At 43.5% G+C, this 25651-nt stretch carries 12 protein-coding genes; 4 read left to right on the forward strand and 8 right to left on the reverse strand.

The features are described 5' to 3' along the window. Positions 1–408 precede the first annotated feature (408 nt). From IR173_RS07930 to IR173_RS07940, 3 genes are read right to left on the reverse strand one after another with little or no spacing between them, the layout of a single operon-like run. Entirely contained in the window at positions 409–2721 is a 2313-nt protein-coding gene (locus IR173_RS07930; protein ID WP_237039116.1) for a GH92 family glycosyl hydrolase, read from the reverse strand. 16 nt (positions 2722–2737) lie between these two features. Continuing rightward, the gene (locus IR173_RS07935) at positions 2738–5002 is read right to left on the reverse strand and encodes a GH92 family glycosyl hydrolase (RefSeq protein ID WP_237039117.1); all 2265 of its coding nucleotides are present in this window, start codon (positions 5000–5002) and stop codon (positions 2738–2740) included. 40 nt (positions 5003–5042) lie between these two features. Further along, on the reverse strand, positions 5043–7268 hold the full coding sequence (locus IR173_RS07940; RefSeq protein WP_237039118.1) for a GH92 family glycosyl hydrolase: 2226 nt from the start codon (positions 7266–7268) through the stop codon (positions 5043–5045). A gap of 211 nt (positions 7269–7479) precedes the next feature. On the opposite strand from IR173_RS07940, the gene IR173_RS07945 reads away from it, so the two are divergent. Beyond that, on the forward strand, positions 7480–8166 hold the full coding sequence (locus IR173_RS07945; protein WP_237039119.1) for a hypothetical protein: 687 nt from the start codon (positions 7480–7482) through the stop codon (positions 8164–8166). Positions 8167–8418: 252 nt separating this feature from the next. On the opposite strand, the gene IR173_RS07950 is transcribed toward IR173_RS07945, so the two are convergent. The 5 genes from IR173_RS07950 to IR173_RS07970 all read right to left on the reverse strand — a co-directional run bounded on the left by IR173_RS07950 (position 8419) and on the right by IR173_RS07970 (position 16402). Beyond that, a complete protein-coding gene (locus IR173_RS07950; RefSeq protein ID WP_237039140.1) occupies positions 8419–8544 on the reverse strand; it encodes a hypothetical protein in 126 nt (41 codons plus the stop codon). Continuing rightward, complete coding sequence (locus IR173_RS07955) at positions 8486–9730, reverse strand: DUF2264 domain-containing protein (protein ID WP_449580081.1); 1245 nt, start codon at positions 9728–9730, stop codon at positions 8486–8488. The genes IR173_RS07950 and IR173_RS07955 overlap by 59 nt, the downstream gene beginning before the upstream one ends. Positions 9731–9736: 6 nt before the next feature. Continuing rightward, entirely contained in the window at positions 9737–11011 is a 1275-nt protein-coding gene (locus tag IR173_RS07960; RefSeq protein WP_237039121.1) for a glycoside hydrolase family 88 protein, read from the reverse strand. Positions 11012–11479: 468 nt separating this feature from the next. Next, complete coding sequence (locus IR173_RS07965; RefSeq protein WP_237039122.1) at positions 11480–13195, reverse strand: RagB/SusD family nutrient uptake outer membrane protein; 1716 nt, start codon at positions 13193–13195, stop codon at positions 11480–11482. A 21-nt stretch (positions 13196–13216) separates the two neighbouring features. Beyond that, a complete protein-coding gene (locus IR173_RS07970; RefSeq protein ID WP_237039123.1) occupies positions 13217–16402 on the reverse strand; it encodes a SusC/RagA family TonB-linked outer membrane protein in 3186 nt (1061 codons plus the stop codon). A 907-nt stretch (positions 16403–17309) separates the two neighbouring features. On the opposite strand from IR173_RS07970, the gene IR173_RS07975 reads away from it, so the two are divergent. The 3 genes from IR173_RS07975 to IR173_RS18130 are packed head-to-tail and all read left to right on the forward strand — an operon-like array spanning position 17310 to position 25648. Next, on the forward strand, positions 17310–19520 hold the full coding sequence (locus tag IR173_RS07975) for a glycoside hydrolase family 3 C-terminal domain-containing protein (protein WP_237039124.1): 2211 nt from the start codon (positions 17310–17312) through the stop codon (positions 19518–19520). Between the two features lie 49 nt (positions 19521–19569). Beyond that, complete coding sequence (locus IR173_RS07980; RefSeq protein WP_237039125.1) at positions 19570–21405, forward strand: heparinase II/III domain-containing protein; 1836 nt, start codon at positions 19570–19572, stop codon at positions 21403–21405. Between the two features lie 7 nt (positions 21406–21412). Next, complete coding sequence (locus IR173_RS18130; protein ID WP_317207932.1) at positions 21413–25648, forward strand: polysaccharide lyase family 8 super-sandwich domain-containing protein; 4236 nt, start codon at positions 21413–21415, stop codon at positions 25646–25648. Positions 25649–25651 lie beyond the last annotated feature (3 nt).

Raw genomic sequence — 25651 nt, forward strand, 5'->3', positions numbered from 1 at the left:
TTTACTATTAATAGTTTAAGTCGATAAAAAAGTGTCCTATAACTTAAGACTAAAGATATTTTTGCACTTGCTTTGTGATTTTTCTTCTCAAAAAGTTTTAATTATCAAAACTTTGTGTAAATTTGCATCGAAAAGTGTATCTCTTACTAAGAGATACACTTTTTTTCTTCTTTCTCCCAAAACCTTATTCATCACGTTCCCAACAGATTAAGCATCATCAAGTGTTTGTTTTACTTCTGTTCCGTAAATCTTAACGGATGTCAACGTATCATAATGGAGAAATCTTGAGATTAAAAAAAAAGACCAAGGTCTTTCTGAAAGGAACTTAAGTGTTTTTCAATAAGACCAAGGCCCTTTTTAAAGTAGCCGGAAAAGTTTTAAAACGATTGACAGGAAGTGAAACAATGCCTAATGCACAGCATCCCTTGAGAAGGAATAGGGCAAATCAGACTCTTGTGTTCCTCGCAGCAAGTTAGGATAGGCGGACATACGAAACTCTATCTTGCCACCTTCCAACATTTCGCCGTGCTTCAGGAAATTGGCCGTATAAGATTGGCCGTTGACCTCCATTTGGTCAATATAACGGTTTCCTTCACTATTCTCGGGGGCAGAGAGTACCAAGTCGTTTCCATTTTCAAAGTGAAGGGTTGCCTTGCGGAACAGCGGTGCACCAAGAATATATTCATCCGTTCCGGGACATACCGGATAAAAGCCCAATGCAGAAAATACATACCAGGCCGAAGTCTGACCGTTGTCCTCATCTCCACAATATCCGTCGGGGGCCGAAGTATACATACGGTTCATCACCTCACGCAACCAATATTGCGCTTTCCAAGGTTGTCCGGCATAGTCGTAAAGGTAAATCATGTGTTGGATAGGCTGGTTGCCATGTGCATAGTTCCCCATGTTCATTACAGTCATCTCACGTATTTCGTGAATCACCTGTCCGTAATAGCTGTCATCGAAAACAGGAGGAACGGCAAATACCGAGTCGAGCATCGTGACAAACATTTCCTTACCTCCCATCAGGTCTATTAATCCCTGAGGGTCATGAAATACCGACCAGGAATAATGCCAGCTGTTTCCTTCGGTAAAGGCATCACCCCATTTCAGTGGAGAAAACGGCTTCTGAAACTTTCCGTCCTTGTTCTTGCCACGCATCAACTTGCTTTCACTATCAAACAGGTTCTTATAATTCAAGGCACGTTTCGCGAAAAGACTGATTTCTTTCTGCGGACGCTTCAATTCCTTAGCCAAACGGTAAATACACCAGTCATCATAGGCGTACTCCAACGTGCGGGCAGCATTCTCGTTGATGTTTACATCATAAGGGATATACCCCAAACGGTTGTAATATTCATATCCCAAACGCCCGGTGGAAGAAACTTGGGAATGCACATTTTCAGTGCCGTGCAATAACCCCTTGTACATACTTTCCACATCTTCCACACGCACACCTTTCATATAGGCATCCACCAAAACGGAGGCCGAGTTATTCCCCACCATACAACCGCGATGTCCCGGACTCGCCCATTCAGGAAAGAAGCCGCTTTCTTTATATGTATTTATCAGACCTTCCTGAATTTCTCTGTTGACCGACGGATACATCAAGTTAAGCAATGGAAACAGACAACGGAATGTATCCCAAAAGCCGGTATCGGTATATAGATAGCCCGGCAATACTTTTCCATTATAAGGACTGTAATGTATCGGTCGTCCCTCCGCATCCATTTCATAAAACTTACGCGGGAAAAGCAACGAACGGTAAAGGCAGGAATAGAATGTACGATATTGTTCGTCTGTTCCGCCTTCCACCTCTATCTTGCCCAGCACCCGGTTCCAAGCATCCTTACCTTTTTGTACCAACACATCAAAAGTATCAGTACCCAATTCGCGAAGATTTGCTTCCGCCTGTCCGAAGCTGATAAACGAAGAGGCTACCCGGGCATGTACCACTTCACCTTTACCGGTTTTGAAACCGATTACGGCTCCTGCATGAAAAGCAGTCTGCTCCATGACGTCCCTTTTTAAAGAAAGGGAAACCTTATCCTTTTTTCTTTTAGGTTCTACATCATTGGAAAAAGTAGCCCGATAGACAAAAGGTTTGTCGAACTCAATGACAAAATAGTTCTTGAAGTTGTCGGGAACACCTCCGCTGTTACGTGTGGTGTAGCCTATAATCTTATTCTCTTCGGGAATAATCCTGATAAAGGAACCGCGGTCGAAAGCATCAACCACCACATAAGAATCATTATCGGGAAAGGTGAACCGAAACATAACCGCACGTTCGGTCGGTGTAAGTTCGGTCACGACATCGTGTTCCGCTAAATATACCTTATAATAATAAGGATGCGATACCTCCCCCTTATGGGAAAACCAACTGGCACGCTTGTCTTCATCAAACTCCGGTTTTCCGGTGACAGGCATCAGAGAAAATTGACCGTAATCGTTTATCCACGGACTGGGCTGATGAGTTTGCTTAAAACCGCGAATCTTGTTGGCGGTATAAACATACTGCCATCCGTCACCCATCTTCCCGGTTTGGGGCGTCCAAAAATTCATACCCCACGGACGGGCAGTCGCAGGATAAGTGTTGCCGGTGGAAAGTTCGAAGGAGGACTGAGTCCCCACCAACGGACTCACATAGCCGACATAGTCTTTTGCCTGCACCCATAAAGTGAGGCAAAGAGCTATAGCTGAAAGGAAAAATTTCTTTATCATCGTGTGCCGGATTAGTTTATGGTTTTAACGGTTCAGCCCCCATACTGATTTCCATCACCCCTCCCGCCGTCAGGTCGCTGTGCGTAAAGAAAGGCTGTTCCAACGGTTTTCCATTTAACACAATGGACTGAACATATTTATTTTCTTTTGAGTTATTCTTCGTTCGAATGACAAACTCCTTTTGACCGAGCAAGTGAATAGTCACCTCTTCAAACAAGGGACGGCCAATAGAGTAAACCGGCTTACCGGGGCATACCTGATAAAAGCCCATCGCATTCAGAATATACCAAGCTGACATCTGACCGCAATCTTCGTTGCCCGAAAGCCCATCGGGAGCATTGCGGTACTGACTATGCAGCACACTATCGACCAACTCCTGCGTCCGCCACGGACGATTGACATAGTTATACAGATGAATAATGTGATGACTCGGTTCATTGCCATGAGCATATTGTCCGATAAGACCGGAGATATCTGCCGAAGCTGTCTCTCCCTCAAGTTCGGAAGAAACAGCGAACAGGGAATCCAGCTTGCCGACAAAAGCATCTTCTCCTCCCATCAGTCCGACCAGACCGGGTACATCATGAGGCACAAACCAAGTCCACTGCCAAGCCGTACCTTCGCAATAATCGTCATTACGGTGAGTAGACGAACGAGGATTGAACGGAGTACGCCATTTTCCTTTACTGTCCAATCCACGCATAAAACGAGTTTCGGAATCGAAATAAGACTTGTATGCACCGGCAAAATGAGCATATTTATCTCTTGTTTCCATATCTCCCAAGCTATCTGCCAAAACAGAAATGCACCAATCGTCATAAGCATATTCCAAAGCCTTTGCCACCGACTCGTTTTCGAAGTCGCAAGGAATATACCCCATTGTATTTTTATAATAACGCGCGCGAGGCATCACAAAAGGAACCAGCCATTTCGGACCGATAATACCGGTTGTGTCATATTCGGCAACACGCAGACAGGCTTTGTAGGCTTCTTGAACATCAAAATCACGATACCCTTTCACGTATGCATCAGTGATGATAGAGGCGGCATGATAGCCAATCATCGTTCCCGTATAATTGGCAGCACAGTCCCATTTTGGGAAAACACCTCCCTCACGCTGTTTCTTCAGCAACGAACGGATATAGCTTTCGTTGGTCTGAGGATCTATAATGGTAAGTAAAGGATGCAATGCACGGAATGTGTCCCAAATAGAGAAAGTAGTATACACAGGATCTTCCTTATCGGTGGTATGCACTTTCAAGTCCATACCCAAATAACGTCCGTCTACATCGGTAAACAAGTTCGGGCTTAAAAATGCATGATACATAGAGGTATAGAAGATGGCACGTTGGTCGGGATCTTCCGTTTTCACATCTATCTTCGACAGACAATCATTCCAGATGCTACGGGCATCGGCACGTACCTTGTCAAAATTCCAATCGGGCAACTCAGCCAAAAGATTCTGCCTGGCTCCTTCACTGTCGACAGATGAAATAGAGAAACGAACCATTACTTGCTCATCTTTAGCCGTATCAAAATGGAGCAGCATTTTGCAAACGGGAATCTGCTGTCCGCCCTCTACAACAGTATCAGTATAGAGAGTATGGGTAAAAGGCTTTGAGAAAACTGCATAGAAATAAAGGTCCTGTTGCCAAGCCCAATAAGCACTGCGCTTGTATCCGCGGAGCACAGTATCATTGACAGCCTCCACAGCCATAGCCTGATTAATTTGCTGCTGGATGTTATAGTCCATGTCCAGAATGAAGCCCGATTCATTGCTTTCTGGAAAAGTATAACGATGCATGGCAGCACGCCCGGTGGCCGTCAACTCGGCTTTCACACCGTAAGTATCCAAGAAAACCGAATAATATCCCGGTTCGGCATACTCATTGCTGTGTGAAAAGGCAGAAGCGAAAGGACGTTTCTGGCTCTCTTTACCAAGATATTCCACCTTTTGCTCACCCACGGTAGGCATCAGAAGAAAGTCCCCGAAATCGGCACACCCCGTGCCGCTGAGACGCGTATGAGCAAAACCATTGATGGTGGAGTCTTCGTAATAATAACCCGAACAGGAGTCCCAGCCATCGATACGCGTATCGGGGCCCGGTTGAATCATTCCATGAGGCAGCATTGCACCCGGATGCGTATGCCCGTGCCCTCCCGTTCCGATGAAAGGGTTAACATAACCAGTGTATTCTTTCAATTCCGTCGTTTGGGGAGAACACGCACTCAAGCATAATAATCCTGCCAGACAACCGCTTACAAGTATATTGAGTTTCATTGCTTTATAATTGATGTTATTTCATTTCCAACAAAATATATTACCGATACCAAACCTTTCCCGGCTCCGGCCCCATCTCAAATTCTACGGTAGCCCCATCCATAATCTGTTGATGGGTGATATAACTCTTGTCGTATGGTTTTCCGTTCAGTTTGACCGACTGAACATAGATATTCTCACGGTTGACAGCCGGTGCCAGCACCGTAAACGTTTTTCCGTTATCAAGATGCATACGCATTTCGGGGAATAACGGAGTCCCTATTTCATACTCACCACTTACAGGATTAACCGGATAAAAGCCCATAGCACTGAATACGTACCAGGCAGACATCTGCCCGCAGTCTTCGTTTCCACACAGTCCGGCCGGTGCATTAAAATAAAGATTATGCATCACTTGTGCCACATACTTCTGAGTCTTCCACGGCTGACGTGCTTTATTATACAAATAAATGACATGATGACTCGGTTCATTGCCGTGAGCATACTGTCCAATCATGCCGGTACTGAAAATAGGCAAATCCTCCTTTCCGGCAGGAATATAAGTAAACATACTGTCGAGCTTTTCGGCAAAGCGATTTTTTCCACCGACCAAAGTAATCAGTCCGCGAATATCCTGAGGCACAGACCATAAATATTGCCAACCATTGCTTTCACAAATATGAGCAGTATAGTCATCGGGAGAGAAAGGTCGGATAAAAATACCTTTGTCATCAATGGGTTGCATAAATCCCGTAGCGGGGTTGAACACATTCCTGTAGTTTTGAGAACGTTTATAAAACTCCTCTGCCAGTTCTGTCTTCCCCATCTTACGAGCCATCTCCGCAATGCAATAATCATCAAAAGCATACTCCAGTGTTTTGGAAAGTGACCAGTTTTCGGAATTATACTCATCTTTTATATTATAAGGAATATAGCCGAGCTTTTTATAAAGCCCGATTCCCCGATAGTTATCCAAGTTGGCTGTGGCAACACAGGCCTTCAATGCTTTTCCGGCATCAAAATCACCTATTCCTTTCAAATAAGCATCCACAATAACAGGAACAGCATGATAACCAATCATCATATCAGTCTCACTGCCCCAAAAGTTCCAAACCGGAAGGCGGCCGTTCTGGTCATAAAAGGCCAGGAAAGACTTTATCATATCATTGGTGCGAACAGGCTCGGTATAAGTAAGAAGCGGATGAGCGGCACGATAAGTATCCCATAAAGAAAAAGTACCATAATTCACCCAACCATCCGCCTTATGTATTTTCCGGTCAGGACCATAATACGAACCATCCACATCACTAAAGACAGTGGGCGCTATCATGGTACGATACAAAGCGGTATAGAAATTCACTTTATCATCCAGACTACAGATACCTCCGACCTCTATCTTCCCAAGCTCACGGTTCCAGCTTTCTTTAGTCTCTGCCACATACCTGTCAAAATCATTGTGCGGAGCCTCAACCGCCAAGTTCTTGGCCGCACCTTCCATGCTTACTCCCGAAAGTGCCGTACACAACACCACTTCTTCCCCATCTGCCGTATCAAAATTGAAACGGGCTACATAAGCAGTTCCTATAGATTTGCCATCCTGCACAACGGCAGTAGTATCTATTTCGGAAGACTTGAAGGGTTTGGAAAAACGAGTACGGAAAAAGACACGCTGTCCACGCGCCCAACCGTCGGAGAAACGATACCCCTGTATGGTGCATGAATCCACAATTTCAATATAAGAATCTTGTGTGAAATCCCAATTCATCGCTTTCTTCAAATTCAGGAATACGGCAGCCTGTGCTTTAGGAAAAGTATAACGTTGAATGCCGCAACGCTCTGTCGCAGTCAACTCCACATTAATGTTGTAGTCCTTTAGCAATACACGGTAATATCCTGCGGAAGCCTCTTCATCCGAATGTAAGAATTTAGAATGAATGCCCAAAGGGGCTTCGGCTTCATGATAAGGCAGAGTGACAGGCATATAAGAGATATCATACAAATCACCGGCCCCTGTTCCTGAAAGATGCGTATGGCTGAAACCGGCAATGGTACTGTCGGGATAATAATAACCGGAGATGCGGTCCCAACCGGGCAAGCCATTGTCCGGGCTTAGCTGAACCATGCCAAATGGTGCTTGAGCACCGGGATAAGTATTCCCGGTAAAATCAGTTCCGATAAACGGATTCACCAACAAACTATAATCAATCACCGGTGCCGGCTGCCTATCGGATATACATGCTCCCAATATCACTAGAAAAAATAAAAACGAAAGAAGCGGTGTCTTCATATTCTATAAAAGATTTCATTATTACTCTATCACAAAAATACACATTATAATCACAAGAACAACCTTTCCCGCCAAACACTTCATCCTTTTTCCAATTATTTTTCTCATGCCAATCATAAAAAGCAATAAAATAAAGAAAGTTTTTTGATAGGAAATCTGAAGTTTTTTCGTATGTTTGTCACATCTATTACTAAAAAGCACTACTTAATCAATGAAAAAGAGCGATTTTATCTTTCTTTTGGTGGCTATTGCCATCTTTCTCCCCTTCTTTGTGAGTGACGCCGTTTATGAATGGTATAAATCATTCAACACCGCCCACGGCATGACAATGAGTTTCCTGAAGTTTGCCATCCTTTCTACCATGGGCGAAATGATTGGCCTGCGCATCAGTACCGGAGTTTACATCAACCGCACTTTCGGAGTCATTCCCCGAATGGCAGTATGGGGACTGCTGGGTATGGGTATCAATATGGCCATGATTATCTTTTCAAAAGGAGTGCCGATGTTTATGGAATATATGGGCATGGCAAATGCTTCCGATACTATCAACGGAGAAATGTGCCTCGAAAAAATAATGATAGCATTAGCCATCTCTGTTGCCATGAACAGTATCTTCGCCCCTGTCTTTATGACCCTTCACAAAATAACCGATACACACATAAGCAATTGCGCCGGTTCGGTAAAGGCATTGGTTACTCCCATCCCCATGAAACAGATTATCACAGAACTGAACTGGGCGGTGCTTTGGGGATTCGTATTCAAGAAAACCATTCCTCTGTTCTGGTATCCGGCACACACCATCACTTTCCTGCTCCCACCAACTATGAGAGTATTATTTGCTGCCGTATTAGGCATCGTATTGGGAGTGTTACTGGCCGTCGCAGCCAAAAAGAAATAAACATTCTAAGTTCATAGGACTCCATATATAAAGTAAAGGGAGTGTGTCAAAACTAAACCAGCCTATCCAATCGTCAGTTGTAGGGGCAGGGTTTGCCTGCCCGAAGACACAAAGTAAACTGTTTTCGGGCGAGCGAACCTCGCCCCTACGAACGAAACGACAGCATTATCCACGTTTTGACACAACCCCTTCATCTATTCTCAAACAAGTCATTTACTATGTTAAAACTCTATTTCTTCTTTTAGTTCCATATTAATATTCCACCTTATAATCTCTATGCAGGTGTTCTCCTTTCCATGCCTTTTTGGTAGTCCAGTCTTCATAAGGTTCTGTCCAAAAAGCATTGTCGGCAGGGAGTCCTAACGGCAAGAAACTCAAAGTCGCCATATAAAGGCTTCCGGNACGGCAAGAAACTCAAAGTCGCCATATAAAGGCTTCCGGTAGAAGTATAACCGTCGGCAGCTTCGGGTTGATGTCCATTAAACCCTAAAACCAGCCAACCGTTCTTGTCAAAGTTCTGATTACCTTCATATAAATTGCGATGTACGGCAGTCAAAGCACAACGCACCTGGGCAGGTTTCAAATGAGCCGGCAATTTCTCACGCAAAGCTACATCCGCCAATGACTGGAAAGCCGCCGAACGGTAAGTCACCGAACGTCCCAAAGCCGGATAAGTACCGTCGGGCCCGATAATACGTTCACAAAATTCGGCATGGCGTATCATACGTGCCATAGCTTCATCCACTTCTTTCTGACCAGCTCTTTTTTTGGATGCCAATGTTTCAAGCATAGCCACATACATCGGATTCAATACATAAGAATTATAATAGTCCATACTGAATTTGGGACCATCGCAATACCAGCCGTCACCTGCATACCATTCTCTCACTTTATTCTTGGCAATCTTCAGGCGGAATGGATCACACTCGCCCCCTGCCCAATTGATGAAAGACTCATTCAGTCCCGTAAAAATCAACCAGTTATTGTAAGCACCGGTACGATTGCGCAAAGCCTTCAACGATTCAATATAGCGTTGCTTGGTCACATCGTCCAACGGTTCCCAAAGTGCTTTGGGAGCGCGCAAGAAAGCATGTACCAGATAAGCGGCATCCACGATAGGCTGTGGCTGTTTCGTAAAATTCAGTTTGTCCGGTGAATTCGGGTCAACGGCATTTTTCAATCCTTTCAACACTTCTTCACGCATCTGCTTGCGAAGTTTTCCCTCTTCGGTATCGTCATCGGGCAGCGACAACCAGGGAGCTACGCCTGCCAATGTACGACCGACAGCTTCCAAATGGGTGATTTCATCATAGCCTTTCGGATTTCCGCTCGGAGATTCTATCGGCATATTCTGACGCAATGTGTTCTCTGCCAGATTATGAATCACAGGATAGGCGATTTTCCACATAAGCTCCACCCAAACGGCACGGTCTTGTGCACCGGTAGTCGTTTGTTGTTCTTTCGCAGCTTTATCTTTCTTATTTTTAGCTTGCAAAGAAGATACAGGCATTGCCATTAGAAAAACCAACAACAAAGCAAAGTAATTTAATCGTTTCATAGTCATTATTTATTAGAAGAGAGATTCATTATTCAATAATTTATTATAGCGATGCAGAGCTTCTATAAAATAGTAATCTGCATACGTCAAAGGCACATCGATTTCACCACCATGCGGAATGGCACCGGTGCTGTGCATCAGAATGAAGTCGGCGTTCTCACCCAGTTTGGCACGATAAGCAGGGCTGCCCAACGAATGAAGAATCTGCTTGGCACCCTCCAAATATTTTTTGCTCTTGGCACCCTTCACATAAGTACTCAGCTCCATCAAAGCCGAAGCTGTGCAAGCAGCGGCTGAAGCATCACGATACAGAATAGGCGTAATGCTGGCTTTGGAACGTACACCGGGAACATAACCTTCTTCCCAAGCATTGAAGTCCCACCACGCCACCTTATCGCTAGGCAGATTAGGATGATCCAGATAATAATCAGCCATGCCTTGAGCTGTTTTCAGGAAACGCTTATCACCGGTTTCGCGATAGCACAAAGTAAACCCGTAAATACCCCAAGACTGGCCTCTCGACCAACAAGAATTATCGGAATAACCCTGAGAGGTTTCTCCCTTGATAGGAGCTCCGGTCTCTTTATCATAATAGATAATGTGATAGTGACTGTAGTCCTTACGGATTTGATTCTTCATCACCTTTTCGGCATGCGAAACAGCTACTTTCTTATAAGTGTCATCACCTGTCACCTTGCTGGCATGAAACAACAACTCCAAATTCATCATATTATCAATGATAACAGGAAAGTCATAGACTTTATCACCGTGCCAAGAACGGAAACCGTTCCATGACTGAATCACACCGGCTTTAGGACGGAAACGCGTACAGAGTGATTTAGCCGATTCAGTCAAAATGTCCTCGTATTCGGCTTTCGGTGCAAAACGATTCGCATTGCCGTAGCTGCAATACATCATGAAACCGATGTCATGATTGTCTGTAAAAGTCTTACAAGGCTCCATCTTCTGCGTATAAACCAAGGCAGAATCCTGCAAAGCCTTATCACCTAAGAAGTCGGAGATATACCATAAACTGCCCGGAAAGAAACCGGCTGTCCATAAGTAAATACTTCCTTTGGATACCGTTCCGTCTTTACGCATACTGTGGGGCATCACGCCACTGCCATTTTTTCCCTGACTCGGAGTCTTCAGCATCAGATTATACTGCTTGGCTGCAAATTCCATATTTTCTTGAATAAATTCCTTTTCGGAATTTTGAGCTTGCACATTACCTGTCACACACGAAAACAAAAGAGCCGTGAACAAGCCGAAGGTTTTTTTTATCATATTCATGTTTTTAATGGTGTTAATTTCAAATAGGTTTACTGCAAAGATATAGGCATTGAATGTAAAAAGAAGGAACATCAATCTTATAAAGGAGAGAAAACGTACATTCCTGCATTTTTAACGAAGAAAGTGGGAAATAGGGCATTATATGCATAAAAAGCGCCCTCTGAATTGGACAAAACATACCCCATTTGGACAATTTCTCCCTCTACATTTATTCTCCATTCTATTACAGACCGCCTGAAAGACATCCATTACTATAATTACAGGTGAGACTGTATGTATAGTCCAAGTCTTTTCAAAAAAAGGCCGTAGTTCTTTCTGAATAAAACCAAGCTCTTTTTGAGAGAGGATGAAATGACAGCCTCAAACTGTTGAACGGACAGGAAAATCCCGCCTACACACCAGAAGACTACTGATTAGTAGGCGGAATCTATTTCCCAACCTTTTTACCTTAATGATTTCAAATTACCAACCCGGATTCTGTTGTTCCGCTAATGCCGGGTTGCGCAGAATTTCCTCTTTAGGAATAGGGAATTTGTAATCACGCGCTATAAACTTACGAGTAAAAAGTTTTTGCCCCACAATATCATCATACTCATAGTTTAGTTTCTCTTCACAAAGTTTCCAACGTTTCAAGTCACCAAAGCGATGACCTTCACATGCCAATTCTACAGCACGCTCATGAACGATACGCTGAAATACTTCCTCTTTCGTTGTCGCCTTCATCCAAGGATCACCATTATTAATAGCCGGCATATTAGTAGAAGGACGCTGACGCACCTTATTAATCATTTCTACTGCTGCTCCCTGATTCCCATTCTCATTATAACATTCAGCCAACATTAGCAAAACATCTGCATAGCGGATAAGAGGAAAATCCACAGGTGAATGAGAACGATCAAGCAATGTACCATCCATATCACCTTCGGGTACAAACTTACGCCAATAGTAATTGAAATGACTAGGCTTATTCTCACGTAAGAATCCATTAGCTTCATTTGTGTTATTGGATACCACATATTCTACCATTTTAGGAACAATACCATTACATCCATAATAGTAAGAGTAAGGAGTGATTAAGGTTTGTTCCAAGCGCGGATCACGGTTTTCGTAAGCTTGACGAATTTTGTCTTTCTGAGCAGGATATTCAGCTACTGTTTTATAATCACTAGACAATTTTGCCCAAAATATATCATGCTGCATTTGACGATCTGTAGTAAAACCGGGGAAATAATCTTCCCAACTAAATTTAGAGCCATCACGATTTTCGTACATATCAGCTAAAAAATCAGTTGCTACATTATTATTCCATCCGCCTCCATAGGTACAGCGAGTACCCAAACGAAGAGGATAAGCCATACCGTATTCTGAATTAGCACCATTGACTGCCATAATACTGAAAATGATTTCTTTACATTGGTCTGCCTTCGTAGTAAACAAATCAGGATAACTGTCATTCAAGCCATAGCCATACTGAGTCCCTTTCACAATTTCCTCGAAATCGGCCTGAGCCCCTTGATAATCTTTGGCAAAAAGTTTCACCTTGCCACGTAACGCATAAGCAGCCCCTTTAGTTGCACGTCCATATTCAGCACCTTCCCACTTCAAAGGCAAATTAGCACTAGCAAAGTCCAAATCATCCAAAATGAATTTACGTGTTTCATCCTCCGAAGAACGAGGTTTCAACATATCCATCACTTCATTGGCCACAATGGTCGTTTCGTCATACAATGGTACTCCACCATAGAAATCGAGCAAATGAAAATAGTACATAGCACGTAAAAAACGAGCTTCAGCCTTGTATACGATTTTATCGTCTTCACTAATATCTACATTATCAACATTTTGCAACATAAGATTAGCTTTAAAAATACCATCGTAAGCACTTTGCCATTTGCTTTTTACATGGCCGTTACCGTAGTCATAAGTACCCATGATAATACCAGGCATCTGCCAGTTATTATAGTCGGCAGCCAATTCGCTTAATGCATCAATATTATAGTAGGCACCAAACACATTTTCATTTCTCAGTGAAGCATACATAGCCACCATTCCCTGATGAGCATGACTTTCGGTTTTCCAAAAGGTTCCCGAGCTCAGCTGATCGTGAGGATATTGATCCAAATCATAGCAGCTACTCATCAATCCTGCTACCGTCAAAAGTAATATATATTTTTTCATATAGATAAAATCATTGAATTATTAGAATGAAACATTGACACCAAAGGAAGCCTGACGCATTGTGGGGTAATTAATGCCACTTGTTTCGGGGTCAAGACCTTTGTAATCGGTGAAAGTGAAGAAGTTTTCCAAGCTGCAGAAAATACGTGCGCGACTCAATAAAACAGGCTTCAACCATCTCTGCGGCAGAGAGTAACCTAATTGAATATTGCGAATCTTAAAGAAACGCTTGTTACTTTCCCACAAATCGCTAGCACGAGTGTTACGACCATCATTAATCAAAACTCTAGGATATTTAGCCGGTGTTTCACGACCTTCATACCAACGACCGTCTGCAATTTCTTTACCAATTTGATAACCCGAAACAGCCAAGTTAGTACTATGCATATTTTGATATTGTACATAATAGTTTCCTGTACCCGACATCAACATAGAAAAGTCGAAACCTTTGTAATCGAATCCCAGATTGATATCATAGAAGAAACGAGGAGCTGTACCATGGCCTCTTTTTATACGGTCACCATCATCCAATGTACCATCACCATTCATATCTTTATAGAGTACATCACCTAATTCAGGGCGTTTATAGGTTTGGAAATAATCCTTCTTTCCTGTCACATTGCCATTTTCATCTGTAATTTCCTTGTATTTTTTAGACAATTCTTCTACATAATCCAAGTCCTCTTGTGTTTGGATAATTCGGTCTACTTTCAGTACATAACCTTGATTAATAGGAGAACCTTCTTGAATAAAATAGCTACCGTAATCTGCCATTTCACCATCTTTATAGTTGGTCACCTTGTTATCCACAAAAGTTACATTAGCACCAATGCTATAGTGAAAATCATCATTGATTTTATCTTGCCAATTCAAAGTCAGTTCAAAACCCTGATTACGTACCTGTGCACTATTTTGCTTAGGAATACCAGCATTACCATGTACTAGCGGAGCAGGCAAGCTAATCAAAATATCTTTCGTGTTTTTATAAAAGTACTCCAATGTACCGGTCAATCGGTTTTGTAACGTACCAAAATCTACTGCTACATTGGTAATAGCTGTACTTTCCCAAGTCAGCCCACCATTGGCCAAATTAGAAATAGTCATACCTAATTGAGCTTGCTGTCCCAATCCATACATTACATCATTGTAAGTAGAAACAGCATCGTAATTACCTACACTGTTATTACCTAATTCACCATAAGAAGCACGAAGTTTAAAAGAGTCCAACCATCCACGAGTACTTTCCATAAAGTTTTCCTGATCAACACGCCATGCTGCAGATACAGAAGGGAAATATCCCCAACGGTTTTCTTTCAGAAAGCGAGAGGATGCGTCAGCACGGAGGTTTACTTCCACCAGATACTTATCATCCCAACCCAAATTGATACGTCCAAAGTAAGATCTCATCGCCCATTCACCACGGCTACCAGAAGCTTCTGCGTCACCGGTAAAACCATTAATAACATCCATTGACTCATCTGCCCAGTCATATTTCTTGGCAGTCATGTTATACGAACGGAATAACTCTTGACTGGCACCCGCTAATATACTGAAGGACAACCTATTGTTAAGTACCTTATTTTCGTAGCGTACTGTGGCATCCATAAACATACGTTCTTGTTTACCATTAAAATTACTAATCCAAGTACGACCGCTATTATGTTTCACAACTTGATCGTGAAGAAAATCCCACTGGTCATGATAGACAGGCTTTTCCCAGTTATCATCATCAGTCAATTCATAAGTATAAGATCCTGTTATAGTAAGCCCCTCTAAAGGAGTAATAGCTCCGTTAAAAGTTGAACGGAAATTGCGGCGCTTATAATTACCATCGCGACTGTTTAAATAAACTAAAGGATTATCCAACTGAATATCTTCACCCAAAGCTTGCGCACCACCATAACGTCCATCAGGAGCACGATAAACAATACCCGGAGTACCAGCGCTACCATAAGTAAATACATTAGAAATTTGACCTGAACCTATTTCACGGTTAGAAAGATAACCACCCAATTTCATTCCTAAAGTCAGCCATTTGAAAGGCTTAGCCTCAACATTAGAACGGAAACTATAGCGTTGATAACCGGAGTTTTCCATAACACCAGGGTTGTCATTATAGCCAAACGAAGTATAGAATGTAACCTTCTCCGACCCACCACTCAATGAAAGGTTATGATTAGTAGCCAAAGCGGATTTAAATACCTCGTCCACCCAATCGGTATTTGGATAAAGTAAAGGGTTACGACCATTATCCGCCCTCCAATCTTCAATCATTTGCGGATCATACTGCCCTGCTCTATTCGAGTTTTTGGCTGCTTCATTTTTTAATGACATATAATCAGCGTAGTTAGTTACTGCATCAATAGTATGACCAATAGACTGAATGGCAGCATAACCTGTATAATCGACGTTTATCTTACCACTTTTACCTTTTTTAGTAGTAATCAAAATAACACCATTAGCAGCACGGCTACCATAGATAGATGCAGATGCAGCATCTTTCAATACAGTCATGCTTTCTACATCCTGAGGAGCAACAGTGTTAATATTAGATTCCACACCATCAATAATCACCAATGGAGAAGAACTATTCAAGGTACCTTGACCGCGTATCATAATGCTTGTATTGTCTTCACCCGGCTTATTGCTGGACGATGTTACCGAAACACCTGCTGCCATACCTGCCAAACCGGAAGAAAGATTGGTGATAGGACGTTTCTCTGCGATATCATCCATATTGACGGAAGAAACAGAACCGGACAAGTTTACTTTCTTTTGTGAAGCATAGCCCACTACCACTACTTCATCTATAAGTTCGCTACTTTCCTTTAACTTAATAGTCAGTGTACTTTGAGTGCCGACCTTCACAGTCAGGTCTTCATACCCTACAAAACTGACAACCAAGACAGCACCATTAGGTACATTGTCTAATGAGAACCGGCCATCCACATCCGTAATAGAACCGTTAGTCGTTCCTTTTACAACCACATTGGCACCAATAACAGTTTCACCGGTTTCATCGATTACCGTACCTGTAATAGTACGGCCATTCTGCTGTACGATAAGAGAAGAATTTGTGGAACTGATATCGGAAGGATTACCTCCGGCTGCATAAGCCGGACTTACCGCCAACACCAAAGCTCCTCCCACAAAAAGTTTGAATAGCTTGGTATGTAAAACACACCACTGTTTTTTCTGTTGATACATAGTCCTATATAATTTTAAGGTTTTGCTGCAAATTTATACGAATAGTACATAGGAGCAGGGGTACATTTGTGTTTTTGAGAGGAGTATACTTGTACCCTTATATTTTTAACGTTTGCAGCACAGGGTACATATTTGTACAACAAGATACATTTCCGTACAAAGAATAAAAGTTAAAGGAACAAATTTCATCCTTTTTCCAATAGCCTGACGGAGCCCGACACAATGACATATATACGTGCAGGCTTATGCGTACGTCCGTGTAGCCCGATGCGTATATACGTGTGGGCTTATGCCACCGTACGTATAGGCTTATGCCACCGTACGTGTTGTGAATGTTGCAAAAAGACCTTTGTGTTTTTAAAAAAGCTCGTTATGTTTTCAAAAAACTTCAGCACCTTTTTAAAAAAGCTCGGTGTGTTTTTAATGTAAGGGCGGCTTGCCTCCCCTCACAAAGTTGTTCATTCCTCCTTGTCCCTTCATCCTTACACTTTAAATTTAACACACTGACGAACAACCGGTTAAAGATGACAGCACATCCCCTCATCCTCCCTTCAGCCGCGCCTTCCAAGTCCCTTCACAATCTGCCTTCAGCAATTTCCTTTTTAACGAATGAAGGGAGGCTGAAAGGACGACAACAAGATGCCCATTCACCACCGGAACCCCTATCAGCAGGGCGTTTCAACGGCTAATGAAAGGAAGAAGGAAGAAACGATTCGGCTGATACGGAGACTTTGTAACCAAAAGATTTCAGCCATTTTTATGGCTATCTCTAATATAATTTAAATTTTTATTCATTGAACGGAAAGCACCCGTCAAGTAGATGATATTTCCCCCTACATTCTATTTTATATTCCTATTTTTGTGCAATAAACAATGAAAGTCTTAAATCATACTGAATAAAACAACCATGAGAAAATTAGCGAAAAGTCTATTTGTAGGAGCAGCCATGTTAGCAACAATGGTTTCTGCACAAACTCCCCTACCTTACAAAAACAGTCAGTTACCCATCGACGTAAGGGTAAATGATTTGGTGTCACGCATGACACTGAAAGAAAAGGTATCCTTAATGATGTACAATGCCCCTCAAATAGACAGACTGGAAATTCCCGCCTACAATTGGTGGAACGAATGTCTGCACGGCATTGCCCGTTCGGAGGAAAAGACAACCGTATTTCCACAACCCATAGGACTAGCAGCGACGTTTAACCCCAAAGAACTGCAAAAATCAGCAGAAATGATTTCCGATGAAGGACGTGCAGTCTATAATTTGTCTGTAAAAAAAGGGAATACAGCCAAGCGGTATACAGGACTGACTTTCTGGACCCCCAATATCAATATCTTCCGAGACCCACGTTGGGGAAGAGGGCATGAAACGTATGGCGAAGACCCGTTGCTGACCGCAGAAATGGGTATTGCCATGACCAAGGGTTTACAAGGGAATGACCCCAATTACCTGAAACTATCTGCATGTGCCAAACATTTTGCCGTGCACAGCGGTCCGGAGCCTCTTCGACATGAATTCAATGCCACTGCAGATGAACACGATTTATACGACACTTACCTGCCTGCGTTTTATCGTCTGATAAAAGAAGCAAATGTTTCGGGAGTGATGTGTGCCTACAATAGCTTCAAAGGACAGCCTTGCTGTGGAAGCAATCTGTTTTTAAGAAAAATATTATTGCATGACTGGAAATTCAATGGCTACATCACTTCTGACTGTTGGGCAATATCAGACTTTATATATGGACATAAAACCCATAAAGACTCCATATCCGCCTCATCGGATGCCGTCTTGCACGGTACTGACTTGGAATGTGGTAATGTTTACCGTTCACTGACCGAAGCAGTCGAAGCCGGTATGATTACCGAAGACCAGATAGACATCTCACTCAAAAAACTTCTAAAGATACAGTTCCGCTTGGGAATGTTTGACCCACAGGACAAAGTTCCCTATTCAAAAATCGGTGCCGAAGTGCTGGAGTCCAAGCCTCATCAGCAACAAGCCTTGAAAATGGCACGCCAGTCAATGGTTTTACTGAAAAATGAAAAACAGTTACTGCCTTTGTCTTCTAAGATTAAGAAAATAGCCTTACTTGGTCCCAATGCCAATAATGGTACCACTCAATTAGGGAATTATAACGGTATTCCAAGTAAAAACACCACATTGCTGGATGCACTTCGCGCAGAAAAAGGCATTGAAGTTGTATACGATTCCATATCAGATTTCATCACCCTACACCCCGGTATTGATTTGCAGCATTATGCAGAGAAGTATAAAGATGTGGATTTAATTATTTATGCCGGCGGTATTTCAGCTCTTCTGGAAGGAGAAGAAGGTGATACCGGAAATGTGGAAGGATTTTATGGAGGAGATAGAACCACCATCAATTTGCCTGCTGTACAAACACAAGTCATGCAAATGTTGCAAAAGTCGGGTAAACCCATGATTTTTATATGTATGTCCGGCAGTGCAATCGCATTTAACTGGGAATCCCAACACATCCCTGCCATTATTCAAGCATGGTATGGAGGACAAGCGGCCGGCACAGCATTGGCTGATATTCTTTTCGGACGTTATAATCCTTCAGGCAAGTTGCCTATTACTTTTTATCGGTCTGACAGTGACTTACCGGCAATAGAAGATTATTCCATGAAAAACCGTACATACCGATATTTCAATGGCGATGTACTTTATCCATTCGGATACGGCCTGAGTTTCACCAAGTTTAAATTCAAGAAACTCAATGTTCCCCAAGAAGTTCAGATAGGGGATACTATCAGCATCAGTACAGAGGTTGTAAATACGGGGAAATCTGCCGGAGAAGAGGTGGTACAGTTATACTTGTCACACAAAGATATCGCCCCCGAAGCTCCCAACAGCCAACTTGTCGGTTTCCAAAAGGTAATGCTTCAACCGGGCGAACGCAAGATTGTGCATTTTAAGCTATCCCCCCGAAATCTGGCTTATGTAGACGAAACCGGCGGAGTCAATACCATGCCCGGTAAAATAAAAGTGTACATAGGCAACGTATGTCCCAATGCACCGGAAAGATTTACATCGGGAGTTCTATCCACAACAATGGAACTGAAAGGCAAACCTTTGTATTTTATGTATTAAACAAGAATAGAACAAATTAAATAAGCAACGCCCTAACCAATCATTTATTATGAAGAACGTTATCATTTCAACGAACCGCATAGGAAAAAGCATCATGCTTTTGGCCATGCTACTTTTAACTTGCAGTGCATGGGGACAACAAAATTGGCTGCCAAACCATCCCCGTCTATTATTTACCGGAGCCGAAACCTCGGAAGTGAAAGAATTGATAAAGAGCGAACCATTGGCCGGTGAATTGGCGTTGTATTTGAAAGCACAAGCCGATTCCATAGCAGAGGCACCACAATTGCCATACGAAATGGATAAATACGGTAATATGTTGTGGACTTCACGTGCTTATGTCTATCGGTTGGGTACTTTATCATTAGCCTACCGCATCTATGGTGAAGATAAATATTTAAACGCAGCCAATGATGCCATCTTGTGGGTGTGTAACTTCCCTGATTGGGACCCAAAGCACTACCTTGATACAGCCGAAATGACTGCAGCAGTAGCCATTGCCTACGACTGGCTTTTTGCCGAACTTCCACACGCTACAAAACAGCTAGTCAAAGCGAGTATCTACAAGAATGCGATTCATCGGGTGTTGCGCGAATACGAAAAAGGAGGACCGGGCAGTTGGGCAAAGCGTGAAACCAACTGGAACGTGGTATGTAACACCGGTATGGTATTGGGCGCATTGGCTGTAGCCGAAGACTATCCCCAAGAAACCGGTGTCATCTTAGAAAATGCCGCCAAATACATGCCCAACTGCCTGAAACTTTTTGCTCCCGACGGTGTATGTTACGAAGGGCCCGCCTATTGGGGATACACCAACCGCTACCTTTCCATGTACTTGAAAGCGGTAACAGACAATGGCGGCGATAAGGGAGGCATTGCCCAATTGCCGGGTATCAACCGTACAGCACTTTACCAGATACGCACACTCACCCCATCAGGACATCCGTTCTATTTCGGCAATGCAGGTATCGGACATGAGTCTTTTGGCGGTCCCGCCTATTTTCTGTATGGCAAAATGTTCCATCAGCCCGAAGTATCCGCCTGGAATAGAAACGAAGTGGCTAAAGCACTGCATGGTGCCAGAATGTTCGACCAACTCTTCTTTCTCTCCCTACCTTGGTTTGACAACACTCCTACCGGTAAAACAAGCACTGTGCCTGCCATGGAAGTGTATCACAACAAGATTAATGACATTGTGGTGTTCAACGGTGACCGCAACAAAAAGGGTTCTGTCTATTTAGTAGCCAAAGGCGGTCTACCCAATCAGGCACATCAGCAAATGGATTGCGGCACATTCATTGTAGAAAGTGACGGTGTGCTTTGGACAGAAGACCTCGGTGCCGATGACTACGACTTGCCCGGTTTCTGGGACGGGAAGCCCGGTGGCCAGCGTTGGAAATACTTCCGCAACAACAATTTCTCGCACAATGTCATCAACATAGACCATAGCCTGCAATATGCCAATGGCCATGCTTTTGTCTGCGAGGAGCATCCCGAAGCCAAGCAGCCTTCCGTCAAACTGAACTTATGTGAAGTGTACAAGGAAAAAGCAAAAAGTGCTTATCGCAAGTTCACAATGCTCAACAGTCATACTATGGAAATAGAAGATGAAGTGAAGTTGCTTGATGCCAGTTCAAAGGTGTCATGGGTAGCCGGCACCAAAGCCAATGTAGAAGTGAACGGAAACAAAGCTCACTTTATGCGTAATGGCAAGCATTTTTATATGCAGATAACTGCTCCTGCCGGTGCAGTGTTCAAGACTTATCCGGCCAAGAATACTTATAAGGGAGAAAAACCTATCGAGGGTATCACAATGCTTGAAGCAGAATGTCCGTTCAAAGGAACAGACGGTAAGGTGACGGTACGGATGAGCAGCAAAAAATAAAACAAGCATGAAAAACTATTTAAGAAAACTTCTTTTCATTTGCCTTGGGCTATTAATGGCGGGGCAATGTATAACTGCCAAATCAGTTAAAGTAAAAAATAAAATTGACTGGCCATCATTTATGCAATGTCAGGACATGATATGGGAAACATTACCGGAGTACTGGTATGAATCTGCTTTCATGGGAAACGGTATGCTGGGATTGATGATATATAAAGAACCGGACGAGAATTATATTCGTCTGGAAACGGGACGTTGTGATGTAGAAGATCATCGTCCGGGACGTGGTTGTCTCCATACTCCCCGTTTACTCACCGGACATTTCGCTCTCCGTCCACAAGGTAAAATTCTGAACGGCACTATGCGTCTAGATCTTTGGAATGCCGAAACTACCGCTCGTATCAATACTACCCAAGGAACTATCGAACTGCAGGCTCTGGTTCATGCTGACCAGATGGTTATGCTGGTAGATGTACGGACCAGTGAAGGTGAACAGGATTTCCGTTGGGAATGGATACCTGCCGATGCACAAAGTCCCCGTTATCTTTTCTCAAAGACTAAAGAAAGCTGGTTCAGAGTTGACAATTATCAACTTAATCCTGAGCCTCTAGTTGAGCCGGGGCTTTCCATACAAAAGCTCAATGCCGGAGGCGAGACAGCGGTTGCTTGGAGAGAGAAAGCGGGAAAGACCTCGCATACTTATTATATTACCCTTACACATAGTTTTCCTCAATCAACTGCGATGCAAGAAGCAGAACAGAATCTTGCCGTAGCCATGAAGACCGGTTTCAAGAATTTGCAAAAACAACACCGGGCATGGTGGCATGCCTTCTATCCAAAAAGTTTTCTGACTTTGCCCGATGTACAAAAGGAAAATTTTTATTGGGCACAAATGTATAAGTTGGGCAGTGCTACCCGTGGCGACCGTGCCTTGATTGATAATTGCGGTCCGTGGCTTGCTGTTACTCCTTGGCCCAATGCCTGGTGGAACTTGAATGTGCAACTTACTTATTGGGCATTGAACGCATCCAATCATCTGGATTTGGCTGCTTCATTGGAAAATGCACTTTACAATCATACAGATAATTTAAAAAAGAATCTACCCGCTGCTTATCAGGAAGATGCACTTGGCATTGCTTGTACCTCTAATTTGAACTGCCTTTCAGAAGAAGTCTCTGATCCGGGTAAGGATAAAGGTGCACAGATAGGTTTGCTAAATTGGGCTTGTCATAATCTGTGGCTTATCTATCGTCATAAAATGGACGATACCTTGCTGCGTAATAAACTTTTTCCATTATTGAAACAGGCTACCAATCATTATCGCCACTTCCTCTATCGCGGCAAAGACGGAAAGTTACATCTTCCTTCCACCTATTCACCTGAATATGGCAATGCTGAGGACTGTAATTTCAATCTTGCTTTAATTAATTGGGGATGTAAAACCTTGCTTGAGATTACCGAACGATTGAAAATAGAGGATGAACTAATTCCTGTTTGGAAAGAGATATTACGAGACCTTACTCCGTACCCTGTAAAAGAAGGAGAAGGACTCATGATAGGACATGGAGTACCTTATGTCAACTCGCACCGCCACTATTCCCATCTGCTGGCAGCCTATCCACTCTATCTTATCAACAGGGAAAATCCTGAAGAATACAAATTAATAGACGAATCATTGAAATATTGGCAAAGCAAACCTGCTGCACATCGTGGTTACTCTTATACAGGAGGGGCGTCTATTGCAGCTGCTTTAGGAAAGGGTAATGATGCATTAGATTATTTAAATAAACTGTTTGACAATTTTGGTGAGATGAACTTCATGTCCGTGAATACACTTTACCGTGAATCCGGTCCTGTCATCGAGACCCCCTTGTCAGGAGTGCAGTCTATTCATGACATGCTACTGCAAAGTTGGGGAGGCAAGTTACGCATCTTCCCCGCCGTGCCCGATGCTTGGGGCGACGTGGCATTCCGTGACTTGCGTACCGAAGGGGCTTTCTTGGTGACGGCTTCGCGCAAGGAGGGCAAGACGGAGTTTGCCCTCCTCAAGAGCCGTGCCGGAGAGCCGTGCGTGGTGGTGATTGATATGCCCAATCCTCAGTTTGAGGGGAAACGAGATTACGAAGTCACCGCTTTGGGAAACAATGCTTTCAAGATAGACTTGAAGAAAGGGGAAACCGTGGTTATCTCACCGAAAGGAGCGAAAACGGATTTCACGATAGAGGCTATCCATCATGCTGATGGGAACTGTTTCGGAAAGAAGAAAGAGGCAACAGTGCAGGCTTCAAACAGCCGCTTTATCCAAAATATTAAGAGGAACTACATTTCCACTATCATAGGCTTGGAAGATGGAAAGGAACAACTTGTTACAGAGCTTGCTGCCATAGAACCAGAAAAAGAAGTGTCAGACCAAAACATAGTGGAGTTGCAACAGATGTACCCTGCTTCGCAGGATGAAGTAGAACGATACATCAAAGAACAACAACCTGACGGCTCTTGGAAGGACATCAATTATCAAGACCGCAAGCACTCCGGATGGAATGCACAGGTACATGCCAACCGCATCTTGTTGCTGTCTAAATATTATTCTTCCAAGAAAGCGGAACTTACTGCCGGGCAAAAGCAAGATTTAAGTAACGCCATCCATGGAGCAATGAACTTCTGGTTTGCAAAAAAGCCGGTATGCTTGAATTGGTGGTACAACGAAATCGGCATTCCCCGCACCTTGGGGGCAACCTTTTTGCTGATGGAAGATGAAATGAGCGAGGCGGAAAAGCAGTCGGCAATAGAAGTAATGCTGAAGGCCCGGATAGGAAGAACCGGGCAAAACAAGGTATGGCTTGCCGGTAACGTGTTGATAAGGGCTTTGCTGCAAAATGATTGGGAATTGGTGAAAGAGGCAAGAAACGCCATTGCCGGTGAAATAGTAACCGGAAAGAAAGAGGGCATAAAAGACGACTGGAGCTTTCACCAGCATGGTGCTCAACAACAATTTGGCAATTACGGGCTGGCGTTTCTCAGTAGCATGGGGCTTTACTCCGCGGTGTTTGCACATACGCCGTTGGCTTTCTCGCCCCAACAGCAAGAAACACTTACGTCCTTGTTATTGGAAGGGTATCGGTGGATTACGTGGCGGGGATATTGGGATGTAAACGCTTTGAACCGCCAGCTATTCCGCAATGCCGACATAGACAAGACATTTTGGCTGAGGTTCACGGCATTGTCGTTAATAAAAGGAAGCGATGCAGAAATTGCCAGAAAAATCAAACAGATGGTGACGGAAACATCGTTACAGAATAGTGGGAAAGGCGGGTTCGCGGGGCATAAGCATTTCGGTGATTCGGATTATACACTGCATCGGACCGACAAGTGGATGGCATCGCTACGTATGGCTTCCACGAGGGTCATAGGCACGGAACTGATAAACGAAGATAACCTGAAAGGATATTATATGGCAGATGGTGCCCTCTATACTTATATTAATGGCGACGAGTATCATAACATCTTCCCATTATGGAACTGGAGGTTGATTCCCGGCATTACCACTTATCTGAACGATGCCCCCATACCAAACCCCTATAAGGTGGATGGCAGCAACCACAGCTACGAAGTGGGTGGAATCAGTCACAACGGAAACGGAATAAGTGCTATGAAGCTGGATAGGAACAAGCTGCGGGCTTATAAAAGTTGGGTGTTTACCCAAGACTTCATACTTTGTATGGGAAGCGGCATACAAGCTGACAGCACTGCCACGTTGGTGACTACCATAGACCAACGCCGCTATGCAAGCAATGAATGGGCACAAGGGCAAAAGCATTTCCACGGCAATACGGGATATATCGTGTTGCAGGCGGACACTTGCAAAAGTAGCGTGGAAGAGGTGGAGGGTGATTGGAGCAGTTTTATGGGTTCGTATGCGCCTCGTCGGGAAAAAGGCAAAGTATATAGTCTCTACCTGACCCACGATACCCATACCCCCGCTTCTTATGTCTATGTGGTATTGCCGGGAGCCACCCGCGGACAAACAGAACAGTTTCATATCGAAGACATACAAGTTTTGCAAAATACCCCGGAAGCGCAAGTGGTGGTAGTAAAAGGCATCTGTTACATCAGTGCTTATCAAGCCACGGTCATCCGATTACCCAATAAGAAGGAAATCGAAATACCGCAAGCCGGCACTTACATGGCCGATGCCTCGAAAGGGGAAGTATTAAAAGGTGATTGCTTTAAAATGGGCGATTGATAA

Origin of the sequence: Phocaeicola faecalis (assembly GCF_021730445.1) — a bacterium.
GTDB lineage: Bacteria > Bacteroidota > Bacteroidia > Bacteroidales > Bacteroidaceae > Phocaeicola > Phocaeicola faecalis.

Coding starts and splice junctions, on each gene's coding strand:
- IR173_RS18130 (WP_317207932.1), top strand. CDS start 21,413: ATGAAAAACTATTTAAGAAAACTTCTTTTCATTTGCCTTGGGCTATTA.
- IR173_RS07965 (WP_237039122.1), bottom strand. CDS start 13,195: ATGAAAAAATATATATTACTTTTGACGGTAGCAGGATTGATGAGTAGC.
- IR173_RS07960 (WP_237039121.1), bottom strand. CDS start 11,011: ATGATAAAAAAAACCTTCGGCTTGTTCACGGCTCTTTTGTTTTCGTGT.
- IR173_RS07940 (WP_237039118.1), bottom strand. CDS start 7,268: ATGAAGACACCGCTTCTTTCGTTTTTATTTTTTCTAGTGATATTGGGA.
- IR173_RS07935 (WP_237039117.1), bottom strand. CDS start 5,002: ATGAAACTCAATATACTTGTAAGCGGTTGTCTGGCAGGATTATTATGC.
- IR173_RS07930 (WP_237039116.1), bottom strand. CDS start 2,721: ATGATAAAGAAATTTTTCCTTTCAGCTATAGCTCTTTGCCTCACTTTA.
- IR173_RS07970 (WP_237039123.1), bottom strand. CDS start 16,402: ATGTATCAACAGAAAAAACAGTGGTGTGTTTTACATACCAAGCTATTC.
- IR173_RS07975 (WP_237039124.1), top strand. CDS start 17,310: ATGAGAAAATTAGCGAAAAGTCTATTTGTAGGAGCAGCCATGTTAGCA.
- IR173_RS07945 (WP_237039119.1), top strand. CDS start 7,480: ATGAAAAAGAGCGATTTTATCTTTCTTTTGGTGGCTATTGCCATCTTT.
- IR173_RS07980 (WP_237039125.1), top strand. CDS start 19,570: ATGAAGAACGTTATCATTTCAACGAACCGCATAGGAAAAAGCATCATG.